Annotated in this window: 13 protein-coding genes; 5 read left to right on the top strand and 8 right to left on the bottom strand. The window is 66.9% G+C overall.

All coding sequences use genetic code 11. The features are described from left to right. Positions 1-29: 29 nt before the first annotated feature. From LOC59_RS10540 to LOC59_RS10575, 8 genes are all read right to left on the bottom strand, one after another. A complete protein-coding gene (locus tag LOC59_RS10540) occupies positions 30-2,468 on the bottom strand; it encodes a transglutaminase-like domain-containing protein (protein ID WP_229971847.1) in 2,439 nt (812 codons plus the stop codon). Continuing rightward, complete coding sequence (locus tag LOC59_RS10545) at positions 2,465-3,601, bottom strand: DUF58 domain-containing protein (RefSeq protein WP_229971849.1); 1,137 nt, start codon at positions 3,599-3,601, stop codon at positions 2,465-2,467. Before LOC59_RS10545 ends, LOC59_RS10540 begins: the two co-directional genes overlap by 4 nt. A 73-nt stretch (positions 3,602-3,674) precedes the next feature. Then, positions 3,675-4,646, bottom strand: a complete 972-nt coding sequence (locus LOC59_RS10550) for an AAA family ATPase (RefSeq protein ID WP_227894940.1) — start codon at positions 4,644-4,646, stop codon at positions 3,675-3,677. Between the two features lie 46 nt (positions 4,647-4,692). Further along, a complete protein-coding gene (locus LOC59_RS10555; RefSeq protein WP_229971851.1) occupies positions 4,693-10,830 on the bottom strand; it encodes an Ig-like domain-containing protein in 6,138 nt (2,045 codons plus the stop codon). A 179-nt stretch (positions 10,831-11,009) separates the two neighbouring features. Beyond that, positions 11,010-12,074, bottom strand: coding sequence for an adenylate/guanylate cyclase domain-containing protein (locus LOC59_RS10560; protein ID WP_423721507.1), 1,065 nt, complete (start codon positions 12,072-12,074; stop codon positions 11,010-11,012). 70 nt (positions 12,075-12,144) lie between these two features. Further along, positions 12,145-12,705, bottom strand: a complete 561-nt coding sequence (locus LOC59_RS10565) for a PH domain-containing protein (protein WP_229971853.1) — start codon at positions 12,703-12,705, stop codon at positions 12,145-12,147. Positions 12,706-12,736: 31 nt separating this feature from the next. Beyond that, positions 12,737-13,621 (bottom strand): biotin--[acetyl-CoA-carboxylase] ligase, encoded by an 885-nt coding sequence (locus LOC59_RS10570; RefSeq protein WP_229971855.1) that lies wholly within the window; start codon positions 13,619-13,621, stop codon positions 12,737-12,739. Between the two features lie 79 nt (positions 13,622-13,700). Further along, positions 13,701-14,552 carry an SDR family oxidoreductase gene (locus LOC59_RS10575; RefSeq protein ID WP_229971857.1) on the bottom strand — a complete coding sequence of 284 codons (852 nt, stop codon included), beginning with the start codon at positions 14,550-14,552 and terminating at the stop codon, positions 13,701-13,703. A 279-nt stretch (positions 14,553-14,831) separates the two neighbouring features. Between LOC59_RS10575 and LOC59_RS10580 the strand changes: the two genes are divergently transcribed. The 5 genes from LOC59_RS10580 to LOC59_RS10600 all read left to right on the top strand — a co-directional run bounded on the left by LOC59_RS10580 (position 14,832) and on the right by LOC59_RS10600 (position 20,883). Then, positions 14,832-16,427 carry an acyl-CoA carboxylase subunit beta gene (locus LOC59_RS10580; protein ID WP_227894955.1) on the top strand — a complete coding sequence of 532 codons (1,596 nt, stop codon included), beginning with the start codon at positions 14,832-14,834 and terminating at the stop codon, positions 16,425-16,427. Next, positions 16,424-16,675, top strand: a complete 252-nt coding sequence (locus tag LOC59_RS10585; RefSeq protein ID WP_227916493.1) for an acyl-CoA carboxylase subunit epsilon — start codon at positions 16,424-16,426, stop codon at positions 16,673-16,675. Before LOC59_RS10580 ends, LOC59_RS10585 begins: the two co-directional genes overlap by 4 nt. A gap of 18 nt (positions 16,676-16,693) precedes the next feature. Further along, on the top strand, positions 16,694-18,412 hold the full coding sequence (locus tag LOC59_RS10590) for a DUF885 domain-containing protein (RefSeq protein WP_229971859.1): 1,719 nt from the start codon (positions 16,694-16,696) through the stop codon (positions 18,410-18,412). Positions 18,413-18,706: 294 nt separating this feature from the next. Further along, positions 18,707-20,152: a dicarboxylate/amino acid:cation symporter gene (locus tag LOC59_RS10595; RefSeq protein WP_229971861.1), complete on the top strand. Its 1,446-nt coding sequence runs from the start codon at positions 18,707-18,709 to the stop codon at positions 20,150-20,152. A 101-nt stretch (positions 20,153-20,253) separates the two neighbouring features. Further along, positions 20,254-20,883 (top strand): Maf family protein, encoded by a 630-nt coding sequence (locus tag LOC59_RS10600; RefSeq protein ID WP_442860586.1) that lies wholly within the window; start codon positions 20,254-20,256, stop codon positions 20,881-20,883. Positions 20,884-21,293: the final 410 nt, after the last annotated feature.

Below are 21,293 nucleotides of genomic sequence, written 5' to 3' on the forward strand. Positions count from 1 at the left end.
GCAGTGATCTGTCCTGCCTGTCCACTCCATTACCCTAACGGACCCCGCGGACCTTGAGCACCGCTCCGTCGGCGGGTCGCGGCAGCGGCCGCTCCCCGCAACCGCGTGCGCAGCGGGGTACGCCCTTCGAGGCTGCGGTCCAGGCGCAGCGAACGCAGCGAGAACCTGGCGCGCTGGCGCTGCCAGAACCCCAGTCCCGCGGTGAGCTCGCGTCGCAGGCTGTCCACGTCCTGCCAGTAGCCTTCCACTTCGGCCTCGGAAGGGTTCCCGGGCCCGAAGATACCGGCATCTGCCCTCCGTGCCAGCGCAGCCGCGCTAAGGGCGGCCGCTGGAAAAGCCTCCTCCAGGACGGCTGCGTCCTGCCTGCGGGTACGCCGCCCGGTGATCAACACTCCGAGATCGGCGGCGGAACTGAGCACTTCCCGCCACCCTCCGGCCAACCGCGCAGGCGTGGCTCCCCGGGTACGCCGGCGCCTGGCCCTGCGGCTTTTGAGGGCAAGGATCAGCAAGAGGGGCCCGAAGAGCAGCACCAGGGGCACCGATGCCAGTGCCACGATGCGGAGCACCCCGGAAACGGTCTCCCACAGGTCCTCGTCCTTCTGCTCGGCGTCCTGGGGATCGGCTGCTGCATCCAGGGGCAGCTCCGCGGGTTCCTGCGGCGGTGGCGGCGGCTGCAGCACCTGGGGTTTGGGCGTGGACTTCGGCTGCTGCTGCGGCGGCACCGGTTCGTTGTCCTCATCCGGTGTCGGGAAGAAGGGCACCCAGCCGACGCGTTCGAATTCCACTTCCACCCAGGCATGTACGTCGTCGCCGGTGATGCCGATCTTGGCAGGCGGCGAATCCAGCTCCTCCCAGTCCGGGTAGAACCCCATCACGACCCTGGCCGGGATCCCCAGCTTGCGCGCCATCAGCGCCATGGCCACCGCGTACTGCTCGTCGTCGCCCACCATCTGTTCCGCATCAAGCAGACCCGTCATCCGCGCGGCGCCGTGCCCCGGCAGCGACGGCGTCTGTCCGTCCTTGCCGTTGCTGAAGTACCCCTCGGTGGCGAGGATCTGCTGCAGCCGCCTGACCCGTTCAATCGGGGTGCTTTCCTCCCCTGCGTATTCAGCGGCCTTCGCCGCGACGATCGGAGGATCCTCCTGGACCCGCGGAAGCACCGAGTTGGCGAAGCCGTACTGGGCCAGCTGAGCGTCGTCGTACTCTTCCGGGAAGAAGACGCCGGTCTCATAGCTGTCCCCGGCACGTACACCGGCTGTCGTCAGAAGTGTTTGCGAGCCTGCATCGTAAAAGAGGCCGCCGGCGATCTGCCTGCTCCTCTCCCCTTCGGTGTGCAGTGCCTTGATCTCGCCTGCTCCCGGTACCCAGACGCCGGCGTAGTCCTCAATGGAGAACTTCAGCGTGGCCTCGGTTCCGCGGGCATCCGTTCCGGCGTCGCCGGCGAGGGTCCCGGCGTCACCCACCCGTGCGTACCCGCCGGCGGCCTGCGGACTCACGTTGTAGACGACGCCGTCGTACGCGTCCATGACCGCCAGCCGGACCCGCTGGCCCTGCGGCAGGCCTTCCACGGTGAAAAGCGTGGAATCCGCGTTGTCCTTGACGTAGCGGCGGAAATCCGTGAGAGGGCTCGGAAAATCGAACAGTTCAACCGGCGGTTCGACGACGTCGCGGAGCACCTTGCGCTCAGCATCGGCCCCGAGCAGCGGGGAGAGTGCCAGGGACACGGCGGCGGCACCGGCCAGGACGGCGGCGCCGTACGCGGTACGCCGGAGCCGGGCCGCGCGGGCGGGCGCGGAATCCAGGGCAGCTGTCCGGGACCCGTCCCTGGCCTGGGCGGCGCGCCGGTACGAAAGGAGGGCCAGCAGCCCGCCCCCGAGGATCAGGGCCCGCCATACGGGAAACGGTGCATCCGGAGTGCCAAACGCGATGCCCGCAGCAAAAAGCACCAGCACGGGCAGGGCCAGCCAGTAGGGGCCCCGGACCCGCCAGGACAGCAATCCGGCGGCCAGCGCGGACAGCAGTCCCAGGAGGAACGGAACCACCAGCATTCCGCCGGCGCTTCCCACCGGTGCCGCGACAGTCAGCAGGTCCTTCCAGGCGAAGACAACACCGGACACCAGCACCCTGAGTGAGTCAAGTGTGGGCAGTACTCCGGCGGCAGCTTCGACCGGTGCAGCCAGCGCACTCCCGAGCACCAGGTACGTGCCGGCGGTGGCCCCGGCAGTAGTCCAGGGTCCCCAGCGGCGCAGCGTGGAAGCCCCGGCCAGCAGCAGCCCCAGCACGATCCCGCCGATGCCGGCGACGAGGTACCGGGGACTCGAGCCGAACGTGGGACCCAGTCCCGTGACACCCGCAATGAGCAGCAGGACCAGGGCACAGGCTTCGAGGACGGGCCGGAGCGGGACCGTTTTCCGGGCCGGCGCAGTTCCCTGCCGGCGCCTCGGCCGGAGGTCGGCGTCGACGCTCATGCGGTGCCCTTCCGGATCAGGGCGGGCAGGTCGTCCAAAGCGCCGCAGGTGAGGACGGTGAGGTCTGCAATTTCCCGGCGCCCGGGGGCTTCCCCTTCTCCGCAGCGCACGGCCAGGCAGCGGATGCCCGGGGAAATGGCGGCAGCTGCTGACCGCAGCACCGACGCGCTCACGGCGGTACCGGTCACGAGAATGACCACCGAAGCGTTGGGAACGCTGTCCGAGGTGAGGGCCGCCAGTTCGCGGGTGCCCTCCCGGCGTTCGCGGCCTTCGAACCGGGTCAGCCCGTCCAGCAGGATCCGGCCGCTGCCGCTGCGGATCTGTCCGTCTTGGCTGAGCACTGTCAGGTCGCGCTGCTCACGGATGGCCTGCAGCCCCAGGGATCCGGCGACGGAGACCGCCAGTTCCAGGTCCGCTTCGCTGCCGTAGTCAGCGGTATTGCCGGACAGTGCAACGGCCAGGTGGGATCTGCGGGTTTCCTCGAACTGCCGGACCATCAGGGTCCCGGTCCGTGCGGTGGTTTTCCAGTGGATGTGGCGGCGGTCATCGCCGGGTACGTACTCGCGCAGGGCATGGAAAGCGACGTCTGCGGTGGAAAGCTCCCGGGTCGGCAGGCCTTCCAGGTCCTTGATGAAGCCGGTGGCGGATCCCTGGAGGCCCACGGTGCGGGGATGGACGAACAGGTCTACCGGGTCGGTCCAGGCCAGGCGCCGGCCCATCAGCCCAAAAGGATCCCGGCGGACGGATTCCACCGGACCCACCACGATCATGGCCCGCCGCTGGGTGGGGATCCGGAACAGCTCTTCGTGCTCATCGCCGGGGGCCATGCGCGGCAGTTCAAAGACGGCGGTTGCCGCACCGACGGGCAGTTCCAGCGTCGCGGGGAGCAGCATGCGCGCTCCCGGGTTGCCAACGGTCAGCGAGCCGACGGCGTCGTCCCCCACCGCGACGCGGGTGCGGGCCAGATCCAGCCGCACCGCATAGGACTGTCGCCCGACGATGAAGCCCACTGCCGCAACCAGGACAAGGGTCAGGAAGGCAGCGGCAATGAGCAGTTCCCGCCAGCCGAGCATTCCGCCCGCTGCCCAGAAGCCTGCGGCCAGTGCCGCAGCTGACCATCCCAGCGGTGTCATGCTGCCTGCCGCGGCGGCTGCGCGGGGCCACCACCGCCGGCGGGCTGTGTCCAGGAGGTGCACCGCGGATGCCCTAGACGGCAACGCGCTGCTGCGGAGCTGCAATGGAGGCAAGCACCTGTTCCAGCACCGCCGAAGCGGTGGCACCGGCGAACTCAGCCTCCGGGTCCATGACCAGGCGGTGGGTGAAGACACTCGGGGCCAGCGCGATGACGTCGTCCGGCAGCACGAAGTTCCGGCCCTCGGAGGCCGCCCGGACCTTTGCCGCGCGGACCATGGCCAGGGCGCCGCGGACGCTGACGCCCAGCCGGGTTTCGGGAGCTTCCCGCGTGGCCGCAGTAAGGCGCGCGATGTATTCCAGCACCGAGGTGTCGGTGTGCACGGTGGCGGCGAGGTCGGCCATGTCCCGCACGGCTTCGGAGGTGATCACGGCGGACAGCGCCGCGGACCGGTCCCGGGTGGCCGCACCGGCAAGCAGTTCAACGGTCGCGGCGTGGTCCGGGTAGCCCATGGAGGTCTTGACCAGGAAGCGGTCCAGCTGGGCTTCGGGGAGCCGGTAGGTGCCGGCCTGCTCGATCGGGTTCTGCGTGGCGATCACCATGAACGGGCGTTCCTGCGTGTACGTCGTTCCGTCCACGGTGACCCGGGATTCCTCCATGACCTCCAGCAGTGCGGACTGCGTCTTGGGCGAAGCACGGTTGATTTCGTCGGCCAGCACCACATTGGCGAAGATCGGTCCGCGGTGGAACTCGAATGCCTGGGTCTTTTGGTCATAGATCGTGATGCCCGTGACGTCGGAGGGCAGCAGGTCGGGGGTGAACTGGATCCGGGACGTGGTTCCCTGCACTGTGGCCGCCAGCGCGCGCGCCAGCATGGTCTTGCCCGTTCCGGGCGCGTCCTCCAGCAGCACATGCCCTTCGGCGAGCATCGAGATGATGATCAGGCGCACGGCCTCCGGCTTGCCGAGGACGGCCCGGCCAACGTTCGTCAGGATCTGGGCGAACGTCTCGGCAAACCAGGATGCCTGTTCTTCGGTCATGGACATGGTGGTGTTTCCCCCAAGTAGTGCGTGGTTGGTGAAAGAGCGGGCGTCAGCATTGGCCCATCCCGCTGGGCGGGTTGTTGCCGAAGCTGGTGTGGATCCCCTTGATGTGGAGGCCGTTATTGTCGGCATCGCGGTTCGGGCCGGAGAACTGCCGGTACCATCTGTCTCCACCACCGCGGACGATGTAGCAGCGGGTGTCGATGCGCTCCCCGAGGTAGGCCCAGTGGTTTCCGAGGCAGCGGCCGTCTGAGGTGTAGTTGGTGCTGCCTACCGGGTCCATGCAGGTCCGGCGATCGGATTCGTTGAGCTGGTTGCCGACGGTAAGGGTCCACGTGGCTGGAGGGGGCTCGGAGCCGGTCCGGGCGGACGCTTCAGCCACCGGACCAGCCGTCCCCTGCGAGTTCAGCACGCGGACGCGGATGCTGACCGTCTGGTCATAGCCGTTCCCTACGTCGCGGTTGCCGGAGACGGAAACGTTTTCCCATCCGGACCAACCCCCGCCGCCGTTGACCGAGATCTGGACCTGCGCGACGTCGTGCGCATTCTGGTTCGGCGGTGACCAGGACAGCGCAGCGGTCTTGCTGCCCTGTCCGCCGTTGGAACCGGAGGCCGACGGCTGCCCTGGACTGCCGTGTACCTGCACCGCGCCCGACGCCGGAGAGGCAGGGCTGTCGTAGGACGAGCCGTCGGAGTTAACCACGGCGGTCAGCGTCGCGGTGATGCTGGCACCGTTGCCGAAGCCTGTGATCTCTTGGCCGCTGCTGACGATCATCGACCGCCCGTCACTGAAGGCTGCCCGGTAACTGACTTCCTCGGCGCGCGCACCGTTGCGGGCGCTGGCGCTGAGCGGGTTGAAGGTGACGGTTACGGCCCGCCCCTCGGCTCCGGTGCGGGAAGCTGCCAGGACCGGCGCTGCCGGAGCGTCGGGCACGCCGACGGCGCGGCGCGGTGCCGAGGCGGGCCCCCACTCGCTCCAGCCGGCTTTGTTGTAGGCCCGCACGGAGTAGCTGTAATTCTGCTCCGAGTTCGGCACACGCACCGTGAGCTTGGAGGTTGCTCCGGCGTTCTCTGTGCGGACAAGCGTTGAGCCCTGGTATTCGCGAAGCTGGTATTCGGTCACGGGCGCGCCGTTGGGATCTGAGTCGGCCCAGTCCACCGCAAGCTGGCTCTGGGTACCCACCGAGTTGGCCTTCGCCGTCGTGGGTGCCGGCGGGACGCCCGGGAGTCCGGCGGGGATTTCAGGTACCGAGTAGTCACTGAATCCGGAGGGCTCAGGTGCCGCGTTGCGGGCCTGGACGCGCACCCGGTAGCTGGCACCGTTGGCCAGTCCCGTCCACGTGGTCCGGGTCACCGACGCCGGGACGGTTTTTTGGGCTGTCCCGCCGGGAGGTGCCGGAGAAATCTGCAGGTCATAGGACTCGATCGGCGAACCGTCGTTGGCCGGCGCGGTCCAGGCAATATCCAGTTGCTTGTCGCCGAACGCCAGGACGGGAGGTGCCGGCTGGGCAGGCTGGGTGTCCGGGCGTGCGGGAGCGGAGGACGGGGACGGATCGGAGGTTCCGTTGGCGTTGGTGGCCGTCACCGCAAAGGTGTACTCGACGTTGTTGGTCAGTCCGGTCAGCGTGCAGGTTGTTGCAGCACACTCCTGGCTGAACCCGGCGGACCCGGTGACGGTGTAACCGGTGATCGCAGCACCGTTGGCAGCGGGCGGATCCCAGGCCAGGACCACGGTTCGGCTGCGTGTACTTTCCACGACCGGAGTGGCGGGCGCATCGGGCCGGCCCTGCACGGTCAGCAGGATCTGCGCGGAAGCCTGGCGGTCAGGCTGACCGGTCTTGTCCTGGATCCGGTACTGGACGCTCATGCTGCCCACAAAGTCGGCGTCCGGGGTCACCACCACGGAATCGCCCTGGATGCTGGCGGTGCCGTTGCCGTCCGCCGTGGCTTCCACGATTTCCAGCGGCGTGTCCGGGAACGGGTTGTCGTCATTGGCCAGCACGTTGACGCTCGCCGGCTTGCCCTGGACAGCATCGTCCACGGAATCGTCCGCAGCGACAGGCAGCGGCCGGGTGGAGGCGAGCACCGCCAGGTCCACGCGTCCGGGTACAGGGTCGCTGCGGCCGTCCGTGACGCTCACGGCGAGCTGTCCCAGCGTGCCGACTGCGGCATTGTCCCCGGCGGAGACGGACAGGACCGAACCGGAAAGGCTCGCCTCGAAACCCTGGGGTACGGGACCGGCCAGGGCGAAGCTGAGTTTTCCGGCGTCGGCCGGGTTGGGGTCCGAGGCCAGCGGCGCCAGGTCCAGGGTGACCGCGTCTTCGCCCTTGGCCGCTTCCAGCGAACCCGGGCTCATGACGGGCGGCAGGTTCTGCTCCGGCAGCGGGATGACGTTGACCAGGATGGTCAGGGTAGCTTTGAGGCCTTCCGGATCATCCGGGCCTGAACCGTCCGTGACTTCAAAAGTGATGGAGCCCAGACCGGCGTAGTCCTCGTCCGCGGTGTACGAAAGCGTATCTTCGTCAGCCACCCAGGTATCCCGGTTGGAGGAGCCGATTGCGCTGACCTTGGCAGTTTCCGTGATCCTCGGCGCACGGCCCTCACGGACCTCGACCAGTTCGGCCAGATCGAGTTCCAGGGTCTCCGTTGCTTCGATTTCCTGCACCTCGGCACTGCGAAGCGTCGGATACTGGGCGCTGAGACCGGGAACCCAGATCACCGCCGTCGCGGTTCCCCCGTCCATGTCCTGGACCTGGTACGGGATGATTTGCGCTTCTTCGAGCAGCTCCACGCGCACCCGGTCTCCCGTCACCGCTGCGGTGGTCCGCGACGGGTCCACGGAGACTGCCAGGTCTTCGGCCACGCCGTCGGGGTCCTCGTCATTCTCCAGCACGGCGACATCCACGGCGGTGCGTCCGCGGATCTCAGCAACGCTCACCCGGTCATCCTGTGCCAGCGGTGCCAGCAGTTCCGCGTTCGGATCGGAGACGACGGCGATGTTTCCATAGGCTGTTCCGCCGCGGTTGTCGCGCACGGCGTAGCGGATGTTGTAGGTGCCGGCCTCGGCGGGTGCCGTGAACCGGACACGGTTGTCCTCGGCCCGCGCTTCGGTTCCGCTCTCCTGTGAGCTGACGCCGCCGGGGTCGAGCGAGATTGGATCGCCATCGGGATCGGAATCGTTCTGCAGCACCGGCACGGCGACTTCACGCCCCGGGCGCACGGTCACGGCGTCGTTCACGGCCACGGGTTTCTGGTTGGCTTCCGCTACCGGGGCGATTCCCACGCGGACCGTGCCGGTGTTCACCAGCCCCAGCCTGTCCCGTACTTCATAGGTGAACGAGTCAGTGCCCGCACCGGTGGCTGAAGCTGTGTAGTCGATGTAATGGGGTCCCGGAACCGCTGCGCCGAGCCGGGGTGCTTCACTGATCCCGCTGAGGAAGACCGAATCGCCGTCGGCATCAAGGCCGTCCAGAGGCACTGGAATCCGTACCGTGCTCCCGGCGATCGCCCGTCCTTCCAAATTCCTGGGCACCGGAGGGGTGTTTTTCTCGTCGTCGCGCGGCCGGATGTTGATGCGCACCTGGGCGGAGTCGCTCTGCCCAGTGGAGTCGCGTACTTCGTAAATCGCGTAGACCGTCTTGGCTGTATCTCCGGCAACGAAACGGAGCATGTTCCCGGAAGCAAACAGCTGCCCGTCGGCTGGATCGACCCCCTGGGCCGGAACCGGGTTGAGCGTCAGTTCGTCGCCGGTGGGCGACACATCGTTCTCCAGGACGGGAATGTTCACCACGTCACCGACCCGCACGGTAGCGGTGTCCGCGGAGGCCGAAGGCGGGAGCAGGGTTCCCGGCCCGTCCACCGGCAGGACGCTGACTTCGCCGCTGGCGCTGGCGGTGCCGTTGGAAACCATGTAGCTGATCTTGGCGGCTCCGGTGAGTCCACGCACGTCATGGATCTGGAGGATGTTGTGGTTCAGCACTGCGACGTCCAGCGGCGAACTGCTGCCGGTGCTGACGGACTGCACCACCAGCACCCCGCCGGTGGGGTCGGTGTCGTTGCCGAGCACGTCCACCAGCACGTTGCCGCCGCGGGGAAGCAGGGCCACGTCGCGCACAGCGATCGGAGCTCCCTGGCGGCCGGACTCGGCTGCATCCACCCGGATGAGCCCGCTGGCGCTCTGCGGTCCGTTGGTGACGAGGTACTCGATGTAGTACGTCGCCGGATCCGCGGGAGTGAACGTGATGGAACCTGTCTCGTAGTCCGGCAGGAGTTCCGAGCCGTCCTCCGCATCGGCCTTGGCGAGGCTGAGCTGGCCGCCGGCGGGATCAAGGTCGTTCTGCAGGGGATACAGCGTGACGGGTTCACCCGCGGTGGCGGTGAAGTGGTCGAAGTTGGTGACCGGGGGCAGGACGCCCGCGGGCCGGACATCGAAGGTGACAGTGCCGGTGGCAGTTTCGGTGCCGTCCGAGACAGTGATGGCAACGTCCTTGACGCCCTGTGTCTTTCCGATGTCCCGGAACGTCAGCAGTCCGTCGGACCTGGTCCGCACCTGGTCCCCGTCAGCCGTTGGTTCCGCGGCCACCAGAACCAGGTCATCGCCGTCCGGGTCCATCCAGTCGTTGAGGATGTTCTGGCTGACGGACTGGCCCTGTTCGACCAGGATCTTCGTGGACCTGCGCGGTTCGGGCGGGGTGTTCTCGCTGGAACCGCGGACCTGCACTGTCGCACTGGCGGCTGCGCTGCCTCCGCGGCCGTCGCTGACCTCGTACTCGAACGTGCTGGTCCCGGAGGCACCCGGCGGAACGACCAACTGCAGTCCGGCACCGTTGTAGATCTGCTGGATTTCCCCCGCGGAAGGCTGGCTGCCGGAGAGCCGGACAGTCAGCAGGTCACCGTCAGGGTCCGTGTCGTTGTCCAGGACGTTAAGGATGGTGGTGCGCCCGGCCCGGACCCCGAACCTGTCCTGTGAAGCGACGGGCGGCCGGTTCTCGCCGGTCCGGTCCGGAAGGGTGTTCACCGGGTTCTCGCTGGCAGATTCTTCTTCGTCATCACTGGAATCCTGCTTGGGCGGGATGACGTCCCCCCAGTTATCCACCAGCTGCATGTTTTCCAGCACCAGCCACACGCTGCCGCCGTTAATGTCGTTGAGCACCACGACAGACCGGTTGACCCGAAAGACAAGTTCCGAGGAGGCGCCGATCCCGGGAATCTCCTCGACGGAGTCATCAGCGTCGGAGTCGCAGTCCCTGATGTACGTGCCGGATCCGGCCCAGGCAGCGTGCACGCACGAGTCCACCCGCACCGGCGCCGCAGGAACTCCACCGCCGGCTACCGGGGTCACCGTCGCCTCTGAACCGTCCATCGGCTGTTTGATCAGGGCCGAAGCCGAAGCTATGGCAACAAAGTCCGCTTCGGGGCCGGAGTCCTGGAGCCGTGCGCCCTTGGTGTCGGGAAGGCTGACGGTGCGTCCGCCGGGCAGGACAAGGGTTCCTGTTTCGGCGTCGAAGGCGACGGCTTCCTCCCCCACGGCTGCGACCTGGGTGTCCCCGAAACCGCGGAGTTCCTCCGACTCGGTGACCTGCGGCTCGCCGTAGCTGCCGTCCCCGGCGACTTTATAGCCGTAGAGCCGTCCCTCCCGCGGCGCCGCGACAGCCGCGTATCCGTCCGGTGACACCCCGGCCGCAACGCCGGGTGAGTCCTGGACCACGGGTTCGGCTTCGGTGTCGCTGAAGAAGGGCAGTGAAGCGGAGTCCATGAGCCAGACGGCCCCGGCGGCAGGATCGGTCACCGCGATCGCGGAGCCGCCCTGGGTGATGGTGGCCGACGCCGGCAGCTGTACCTCGCTGCCGCGTGCCACGTTGGCGATGTCCACGGGCGAGACCTTGGACTGGTCGGTGTTGGCATGGAAGACGGTGCCCTCATACTGGGTGACGTCGAAGCCGTCGCTGTTGGCGGCGTAGGCGCCGTCGAGCAGCCGGGCGGGGTAGTTCAGGTGGCCCACCATGCCCTGCGTCTGGTTGGTAACCCAGACACCGCCGTCGTTCAGATCGACGTCGGCGCTGGCAAATCCCGGATACAGGATGGCGCCGGCCACGACGGCACCCGTGGCGGCAACGGCCGAGCCGATCGACGCGGCCCTGCGGCGGGCGCGGCTTTGCGCAGGCGTAGCCCCCCTGAAGAACTGCACTTGCTTCCCCCCGTTACAAACCCCAAATAATCCTGCGATTCCCCGCCGTCGGCGTGCCGCGTCCAGGCGCACGGGCGGGCCGCAATTCGGCAGATAGTCGCGACAAGTGTCGCACATTCCAAGTGGCTTTCCTGAAAGTGACAAGCCTGCTTCGCAAAAGCGGCTTGTCGCCAGGGGATTTAGTCCAGTACCAGTCCCTGTCCGGTGCCCCGGGCAAGGGTGACCGGGTGGATCTCGCCGAAACCGCGAACCGCGCGCGGGGAATGGGGTATGAGGATAAAACGCTCATTATTGCGCAGCGCCGCTGCCGTGGACGCGTCGGTGAGGACTGTTCCAGGTTCTGCCAGCGAGGTGAGCCGTGAGGCAAGGTTCACAGTCGGCCCATAGATGTCGCCCAGGCGGGAGAGCACCCTGCCCCACACCATGGCTACGCGCGCGGACGGAAGCAGTTCGTCCTCGGTGAAGGCCTTCGCCAGGGCCAGGGAGATTTCGGCACCTGCCTCGGGGGTCTCAGCGTTGAAGAGGACTTCGTCGCCTATGGTCTTCACGAGCCGGCCGCCGCCAACCGAAATGATCTCCGAGCATTTGTGCTCAAACCGCTGGACCATCTGCGCCAGGGTCTTTTCGTTCATCTGGCGGGAAAGACTGGTGTAAGAGACCAGGTCGGCGAACCCGACGGCCCGTGCCAGCGGGAGCGGGTTGTCATCGGCGTTCGAATCATGGCTGGCCAAGCCTGCCTCGGCACGCAGCGCCAGGCGCTGGACCGCGGCGTTCAGCTGCCGTTTCCACGCGTAGACCAGGGTTTTCTCGAGCGGCTCGATCAGGTCCGGCAGCGCGGCCACCAGCTTTTTCCGGGCCTCGGCGTCAGTGATCCCGCGCTGGACCACCATCTCTTCAACGAGCGCCTCGATCTGCCAGACAACCATCCGGTCCGTCATTTGGCCGATCGAACGCATGATGGAAATCGCGGCCTCTTCGGTGAGCCGTTCCTCGCGGACCAGCTGGATCACGGTGCTGAGGGCTTCCTGGTCAGCCTCGGTGAAAAACACGGCGTCGTCGTCGAGGTTCGGGAAGCCCATGGCGCGCCACAGCTTGCGTGCCGAGAGCAGTGAGACTCCCGCTCCCGCTGCCGCTTCACGGCGTTTGAGGGTTCGCGGACCGCCAATCAGCTGGGCTTCCAGCCGCCGGACGTCTTCCCGGTCGATCCCTCCGGAGGTACCCGGCAGCACCGGCTTCTGCGGCATCGGGACCGCATTCATCGAGAGTGTCAGCGGTTCCGGCTCGGCGGCGGACTCAGGCACGTCCTGGCCCTGATCACTCATTGCCGCTCCATTCGTCGTAACCCGTGCTTCCTTCAATATCTACACCATCGAACATCACGGTCATGGGCAGGTCTTCTATGGTGGCCAACACAATCGACTTGAATCTGTGGACTTCCGGCACCGCGGGGTAGTCGATGACCCGCCCGCGCCCCAGATCGATCCGAAGGGTTCCGGAACGCTGCATCCGCTGCAGTATCCCCTGCCGTGCTTCCAGTTGGTAGACGGAGGCCAGCGGAAGATCGTGTTCCTGCCTTCGAAGCACTCCCCGGCGCTGGATCAGGCGCCGGTTGGTCAGCACGTAGCGGGCGGCGTTCCAGCGGAGCACGGCCGGCAGGCAGAAACGGACCAGGACCAGGACCACCAGCACGGCGACGGTGGGAGCCAGCACGGGCGTCCAGTCGGCAAGCGCAGCCGGAACGGTGTCACGGCCCAGGAACCCCAGGGCGAACCCGCCTGCCGCACATGCCAGAACGGCGAGCAGGACCTGCTTGACCAGCGGCCCGGCATGGGGGCGCGCTGAAACAATGACCTGCTCCCCCGGCTCCAGCCTCATCCGCACCGGAATCCGATGGTGTGCGCGCCGCTCATGCGCCTGCGGGCCTCAGGTGCACGACGTCGGCAGCGGTGACTGTCTGCCGTACGCCGTCGCCATCGATGATCAGGAGCGCGCCATGCGCGTCGAGGCCGACGGCGCGGCCCGTCAGCTCCGCTCCTCCGGGCAGGTGCGCACGGACTTCCTGCCCGAGGGTCGCCATCCGCCCGGCGACGTTGTCCAGCAGGCATCCGCCAAGGGACCAGGGCGCCGAGGCATTCCCATCGACGGCGCAGAACGCCCGGTAGTCCAGGTTGAACCGCAGCAGGAAGTCCTCCAGCAGGATGTTCCTGTCCGTGGTGGACGCGTACTCCATCAGCAGGCTGGTGCCCGTGCTGACCGGCTGGTCTTCGTCAGTGAGGGAAACGTTGAGTCCCACCCCCACCACTACGGCAGGAGGGTTGCCTGTGCTGTCCGGCACCAGCTGTGCCAGGACACCGGCCAGCTTGCGCCCGTCGACCATGACGTCGTTGGGCCATTTCAGCCGCGGTTCCACTCCCGTCCGGCCACCCACAGCCTTGGACAGCGACAGTGCTGCCAGCAGGGAGAGCCACCCGTAGGACTGGGTCGGCAACGGCCGCCCCTGTGCATTAACAGGGCGCAGCAGCACGCTTACAAACAGCGAAGAGCGTTCCGGTGCCTGCCACACGCGGCCCAGGCGGCCCCGGCCGGCGGTTTGCAGCTCGGCGGTCAGGACGGAAAAGTCCGGATATTCACGCGGCGATAACCGCGCACTGTCAGCAAGGTCGGTGTTGGTTGAGCCTGTTTCCTGCACGACATCGAGCCGGGACAGCGGGCCTGCGGGGCCCACAAGGCTGGCCCGCAGCCGCTCCGGCTCCAACGGTGGTCGCTCCATGCTGGAGTAGCGCAGATCCATGTTTCCGATATTACGCGCCCCCTCCCCCATCCCGGGGCGGCGCCTGCCGTGCCCGGCCCTTCCCTGCCGCGCACCTGTCCTAGAGGAAGAAGTCGGCCATCAGCTTGTCCTCAGGTGCGCCGAGGCTGTACTTGGTGAAGTCCGTGATGCCTTCCTCGCGCAGGACCTGCTCGTCCGTGTAGAAGTTGCCGGTGGCAACGCGCCCGGGGCGCGTGAGGATGGCGTGCGCGGCGTCGGCCATGATGTCCGCACTGCGGGACACGCGTGCCAGTTCCGAGCCGCCGGGCATATTGCGGATGGCAGCGGTGTCGATTGAGGTGCACGGCCACAGGGAGTTGACGCCGATTCCGTCTTCCTTCAGCTCCTCCGACAGGCCAAGGGTGGTCAGGGACATGCCGTACTTGGCCATGGTGTACGCGAGGTAGCTGCCGGCCCATTTGGGGTCCAGGTTCAGCGGCGGGGACAGTGTCAGGATGTGGGCGTTGTCCGAGTCCCGCAGCGCCGGCAGGGCCGTCTTGGAGAGCAGGAACGTGCCGCGGGCATTGATGTCCTGCATCAGGTCATAGCTCTTCATGCTCACGTCGTCCGTCTTGCGCAGGTCGATCGCGGAGGCGTTGTTCAGCACAATGTCGATTCCGCCGAACTGTTCCATTGTGGCGGCGACGGCATTCTCAACGTCTTCGTCGCGGCGCACGTCACCAATGATCGGCAGCGCCTTGCCGCCGGCGGCTTCCAGCTGCTCGGCCGCGGTGTAGACGGTGCCTTCCAGCTTGGGGTGCGGCTGCGCGGTCTTGGCGACCATCGCAATGTTGGCACCGTCGGCAGCGGCCCGAAGGGCGATGGCCAGGCCGATCCCCCGGCTGCCGCCGGACATGAGGATGGTGCGTCCGGCCAGCGAACGCGGAGAAGAAGATGCTGTGGTGGAGGTCATACGGACAGGGTAATGCACCCGCGCGAAAAATGTTACTGACCAGTAACATCCGCCGCCTCCGAAGACGGCCGCCCCTCGACGTCGACTGGAGGCTGGCTCTTCAGCCAGCCAAGGCACAGGGACACAAATTGTAGGTTTCCTACACCCGCAGGGCGTGTTGGCGCTCACTAGACTGGGTGAATCGCCCGCACCCTTGTAAGAAACCTACTGAAGCAGCTGCGCAGGGCGTTGGGGTGGCGATCCGCCCGCCATCCGTCAGAATCCAGCACCGGAGAGTAAATGAGCATCGACCAGGACATCGATCTGCAGACAACCGCCGGGAAAATCGCCGACTTCCGGCGCCGCCAGGCCCAGGCCGAAATGCCCTCGGGAGCAGCCGCGGTCGAAAAACAGCATGCCCGCGGCAAGCACACTGCCCGCGAGCGCATCGACCTGCTCCTGGACGAAGGTTCCTTCGTGGAATTCGATGCGCTGGCAGTGCACCGCTCCACCGCGTTCGGCATGGAGAAGAAGAAGCCGGTGGGTGACGGACTGGTATCCGGCTACGGCACCGTGGACGGACGCCCAGTGGCGGTCTACAGCCAGGACTTCGCGGTGTACGGCGGATCGCTGAGCCAGGTCAACGGCGAAAAGATCGTCAAGGTCCAGGAGTTTGCCCTGCGCAACGGCTGCCCGGTCATCGGCATCCTCGACGGCGGCGGCGCCCGCATCCAGGAGGGCGTTGCCTCCCTGGCGATGTTCGCGGATATCTTCCGCAACAATGTCCATGCCTCCGGCGTCGTACCCCAGATCTCCCTGATCATGGGCCCGTCCGCCGGCGGAGCGGCGTACTCCCCCGCCCTGACCGACTTCGTGGTGATGGTGGACAAGACGTCCCACATGTTCATCACCGGGCCGGACGTCATCAAAGCGGTCACGGGTGAGGACGTGGACATGGAAACGCTCGGCGGCGCCCGGCAGCACAATGCCACCACCGGCACCTCGACGTACTTGGCATCGGACGAAGAGGATGCGATCGACTTTGTCCGCGAGCTGCTGGACTTCCTGCCCAGCAACAATCTCGCCGAGGCACCCCTGACGCCGTTTGCGCAGGACGAGGAGATTAACGACGGGGACCTGGCCCTGGACGAGCTGATTCCCGATTCAGCCAACCAGCCCTACGACATCCGCACCGTGATCGAGCAGGTCGTGGACGATGGCCATTTCCTGGAGATGCAGTCCCTGTACGCACCGAACGTCATCATCGGCTACGGCCGGCTCGAAGGGCACACGGTCGGCGTCGTCGCCAACCAGCCGCTGCAGTTCGCCGGCACCCTGGACATAGCAGCCTCGGAGAAGGCGGCCAGGTTCGTGCGCCACTGCGATGCCTTCAACATTCCCATCCTGACCTTCGTGGATGTTCCCGGCTTCCTTCCGGGCAAGGACCAGGAGTTCAACGGAATCATCCGCCGCGGCGCCAAGCTGCTCTATGCCTACGCCGAAGCCACCGTTCCCAAGCTCACCGTCATCACCCGCAAGGCCTACGGCGGCGCCTACATCGTCATGGGCTCCAAAAAGCTCGGCGCAGACCTGAACCTGGCTTGGCCCACCGCGCAGATCGGCGTCATGGGCGCGCAGGGTGCGGTGAATATCCTCTACCGCAGCCAGCTGGCCGCCGCCGCAGCGGACGGGCGCGACGTCGATGAAGTCCGCCAGGGCTACATCAACGCCTACGAAGAAGAACTGCTGAATCCCTACCAGTCGGCCGAGCTTGGGTATGTGGATGCCGTGATCGCACCGTCGGAAACCCGGCTCCAGCTGATCCGCGGGCTGCGCGTGCTGCGCGAAAAGCGTGCCTCACTGCCGCACAAGAAGCACGGGAACATCCCGCTGTGAGCATCGTCGGTGAACCGGACTTCGAACCGGCAGTCCAGCCGCTGCTGCAGGTTCTCACAGGCAGTCCCACGGACGAGGAACTGGCGGCACTGACCGCCGTCGTGCTGGGCCTGGGCGCGGGTGCACCGGACTCCGCGGCGCCTGTGCTGCGCGATCCGGCAACGACCCGCAGGGCGTGGACAAGGCGCCGCCAGCTGAGCCTGACGCCTGCTCCGGGGCCGGGCTCGTGGCGGCGCACCTACCGCTGACACGTTAGGCTCGGGCATGTGACTGAACAGACAACTTCATCAGATTCCCTGTCCAACGCCGGTTCGCGCACGCCAACTGCAATCGACGCCGTCGCCGAAGCTTTCACCGAGAACCTGCTGCGGCTGGACCCGTCCTTCGCCACTTCGCTCGGCATCCCCGGGCACGAGACCGAATACGCGGACTACTCGCCGGCAGGACTCGTATCCACCGCCGAAGCAATCAGCGAAACCCTTGAGCGGCTTGAGGACCTGCAGCCCGTTGACGACGTTGATGCCGTCACCCTTGACGCCATGCGTGAGCGGCTGGGCCTCGCCCTGGAGATCCATGAATCCGGCTGGGACCTGGCCGACCTGAACAACATCGCTTCCCCGGCACAGGACATCCGCGCGGTCTTCGACCTGATGCCCACCGACACCGTCGAGGCCTGGGAGCACATCTCCGGCCGCCTCCACAACCTTCCCGACGCCGTCGCCGGGTACATCGTTTCCCTGCGCAGCGGGGCCGAGCGCGGCCTGGTCGCCGCCCGCCGCCAGGTCTCGATCGTGATGGAGCAGGCCGGCAAGTATGCCGAAGAAGGCGGTTTCTTCGATTCGTTCGCGGCCGACGCATCGCTGCCGGACGGCTCGGAACTGCCCGACGCACTCAAGGCCTCGCTGCGCCAGAACGCCGACGGCGCCCGTGCCGCCTACCGCTCGCTCGTTGACTTCCTCGGCGGAGAGCTGCTCCCGCAGGCTCCGGAGAAGGACGCCGTCGGCGCTGAGCGCTACGCGCTGTTCTCCCGCCAGTTCCTCGGCTCGGCCGTCGACCTGGAGGAGACCTACGCCTGGGGCGTCGCGGAACTGGACCGCATCATCGCTGAACAGGAAGAGGTGGCCAACCAGATCAAGGAAGGCGCTTCAGTCCGCGAAGCAATGGACCTGCTCGACGCCGATCCCCAGCGCCAGCTGCACGGCACGCGTGAACTGCAGGCCTGGATGCAGGAACTCTCCGACCGGGCCGTCGAGGAACTGTCGCAGAGCCACTTCGAGATCACCGGTCCCATGCGCAAGCTCGAGTGCATGATCGCCCCCACCAATGAGGGCGGCATCTACTACACGGGTCCGAGCGAGGACTTCTCCCGGCCCGGGCGCATGTGGTGGTCCGTACCGGAAGGCGAAGACACCTTCACCACGTGGAAGGAAACCACCACGGTCTACCACGAGGGCGTTCCGGGCCACCACCTGCAGATTGCCACCGCAACCGCTGCCCGGGACACCTTGAACAGCTGGCGCCGCAACGTCTGCTGGGTCTCCGGCCACGGCGAGGGCTGGGCACTGTACGCCGAGCGCCTCATGGAGGAACTCGGCTACCTGAACGATCCCGGAGACCGGATGGGCATGCTGGACGCGCAGCGCATGCGTGCAGCCCGCGTCGTCTTCGACATCGGCGTCCACCTGGAACTGGAGGTCCCCGAGCGCTGGGGTTCGGGCACCTGGACCCCGGAGAAGGGCTACGACTTCCTGAAGCAGAACATTGCCATCTCGGAAGGGCAGCTGAACTTCGAGTTCACGCGCTACCTGGGCTGGCCGGGACAGGCACCGGCGTACAAGCTGGGCCAGCGGCTCTGGGAGCAGATCCGCGACGAAGTCCGCAGCCGCGAGGGCGACTCCTTCGATGCAAAGGCCTTCCACACACGCGCACTGCGCCTGGGCTCGGTCGGCCTGGACACGCTGCGCCGCGCCCTGCTGAATAACTAGCCTGCCCTGCTGGATAACTAGCCTGCATTCTGGATAGCCAGCCTGCATTCTGGATAACCAGCGTGGACTCTGACGCCCGGCCGGGCACTCCGGCCGGGCGTTTTTGCTGCCTGCACCAACCCTCCCGGATGGGACAATCGTCACAGTGCGCGCGGGAATAGGAATTCTGTTCCGCGGCCCGGCGCCACAGAACGCTTGTCCACCCAGCATTCCCAAGGCCCCGGCGTCTGCCGCTGCGTAACATTTCGCAATACCGAAAACGCTCTGGTAAAGGATGCCGTCTAGCATCGAACGGTGACATCACCACAGACCTCCCCACAGTCCCCCGCCGCAGCCGAGACCCGGCGCAGGCTTCCGCGCTGGGCCACATCGTTTGGCCCGCAGATCATCGCAGCCCTGCTGGTCGGCCTCGGCCTGGGCCTGCTGGCCAAGAACATGGGCGCCGTCGACGGTGAGCCCAACTGGCTCACCACCACGCTTTCGACCATCGGCTCGAGCTACGTCTCACTGCTGAAGGCAGCCGTCGTCCCGCTGATCTTCACCGCCGTCGTCAGCTCGATTGCAAACCTCCGCGAGGTTTCCAACGCTGCGCGCCTGGCATGGCAGACCCTGCTGTGGTTCGCCATCACTGCCCTGATCGCCGTTGCGATCGGCATTGCCCTGGGTGTGCTGATGCAGCCCGGTGCCAACGCTGACGCCACCGCACCGGACGGCTACGACGGCGGGACCGGCAGCTGGATCGGGTTCCTCACCGGCCTCATCCCGGGCAACTTCCTGGGCCTGACCGCATCCACCACGGAAACCCTCACCACCTCGCTGAACTTCAACGTGCTGCAGGTCCTCGTGATCGCGATCGCCGTCGGCATTGCCGCCCTGAAGGTCGGCAAGCCCGCCGCACCGTTCCTGGCCCTGAACGCCTCCGCCCTGGCCGTCATCCAGAAGGTCCTGTGGTGGATCATCCGGCTGGCCCCGCTGGGCACCGTTGGCCTGATCGGCCGTGCCGTGGCCACCTACGGCTGGGACACCATCGGTTCACTGGGCACCTTCACGCTGGCCATCTACGTGGGTCTGGCGATCGTCCTGTTCGTGGTCTACCCGGTGCTGATCAAGGCGCACGGACTCTCCGTGCGCCAGTGGTTCTCCGGAGCCTGGCCGGCCATCCAGCTTGCCTTTGTGTCCCGTTCCTCCGTGGGGACGCTGCCGCTGACCCAGCGCGTCACTGAGCGGAACCTCGGTGTTCCCCGGGCCTACGCTTCCTTCGCCGTGCCGCTGGGCGCCACGACGAAGATGGACGGCTGCGCCGCGATCTACCCTGCGATCTCGGCTATCTTCGTGGCCCAGTTCTTCGGCATTGACCTCAGCATCGGGCAGTACCTGCTCATCGTTGTCGTCGCCGTCCTGGGCTCCGCGGCAACCGCCGGAACCACCGGCGCCGTCGTGATGCTGACCCTGACCCTGTCCACGCTGGGACTGCCGCTGGAAGGCGTGGCGCTGCTGCTCGCCGTCGACCCCATCCTGGACATGGGACGCACCGCGGTGAACGTGGCCGGCCAGACGGTCGTGCCCACCATCGTGGCCAAGCGCAACGGCCTGCTGCAGCCGGAGCTGTACAACGCCAAGCGCAACGGCGACCCGTTCGCTGACGATTCAGCTGCAATCGATCCCGAAGAAGCTGAACTTTCGGCACAGGAACATACACCTGCAACATCAGGTGCTGGCGCTGCGGCTGCCAGCAGGTAAGGTTCAGGTACTCGCACTTCCTTTGGGAATGGCCGCTCCGACGCCGGAGCGGCCATTCCTTTTTTCGGTGCCTGCCAGCCCGGCACATTAGGCTGGGATGCGTGACTGACCTGACGCTGATCCTTGCTTCCGCCTCCCCTGCCCGCACCAAGCTCCTGGACAATGCCGGCATCGCCCACCGCGTGCTCATGTCCGATGTCGATGAAGACGCTGTCACGGCCCGCTACGGGCTGACCGATCCCCATGACACGGCACTGCTGCTGGCCCGGGCCAAGGCTGAAGCTGTCGCTTCCCTCCCTGAGGCCGACGGCGCCCTTGTCCTCGGCTGCGACTCCGTGTTCGAGTTCGACGGCGAAGCCCACGGAAAGCCCTGGGAACCGGAGATTGCCCGCGAACGCATCCGGCGGATGAGCGGGAACGTCGGTGTGCTCCACACGGGCCACTGGCTGGTGGACTGCCGCGACACCGACGAGGACGGCTCCGGAGCGACCCTCGGCGCGGTCAGCTCAGCCGAGGTGCACTTTGCGAAGCTCCTCGACGACGAGATCGAGGCCTACATTGCCACCGGAGAGCCGCTTGCCGTGGCGGGGTCCTTCACCATCGATTCCCTGGGCGGGGCGTTCATCGAGAAGGTCGTCGGCGATCCGCATGCCGTCGTCGGTCTGTCTGTGTCCACGCTGCGCCACCTGCTGGCCAGCGCCGGCGTCGGCGTGACGTCACTCTGGAAGTAGCCCTGGGTGGCGGTTGGTGCCTTGTGGCGGGGGCCGTTGCCCGGCGGCGCCCCCTCCCCGCAACTTTCGGGGAGATAACGTCGCTTAGCGCCTTCTCCTGCCAACCTTCGGGGAGATAACGTCCTTTCCGGCGACGCCAGGGGTTCCGCGCCAGAAGGCATTCCGTCATCTATTGGTGCACTACAGCCGCTTAGCCCCTGCTCCACGAGTCTTCTGCCGCACTGCGGCTGCTTAGCCTGCCCTCGACTCATCCGTTGCTGCACTGCCGTCGCTCAGAGCACGCGAAAGCGACGTTAGTGCAGCAACAGATCCCGGGGAGCCCTCAAACCTGCGTTATTGCAGCAAAGGATGGGCGGACAGGGCCACAGGGTACGGGAGCTTCATGTACCTCGACACCAGGCCCAGCGACC

It is taken from the genome of Arthrobacter sp. zg-Y916 (genome assembly GCF_020907385.1).
Taxonomy (GTDB): domain Bacteria; phylum Actinomycetota; class Actinomycetes; order Actinomycetales; family Micrococcaceae; genus Arthrobacter_B; species Arthrobacter_B caoxuetaonis.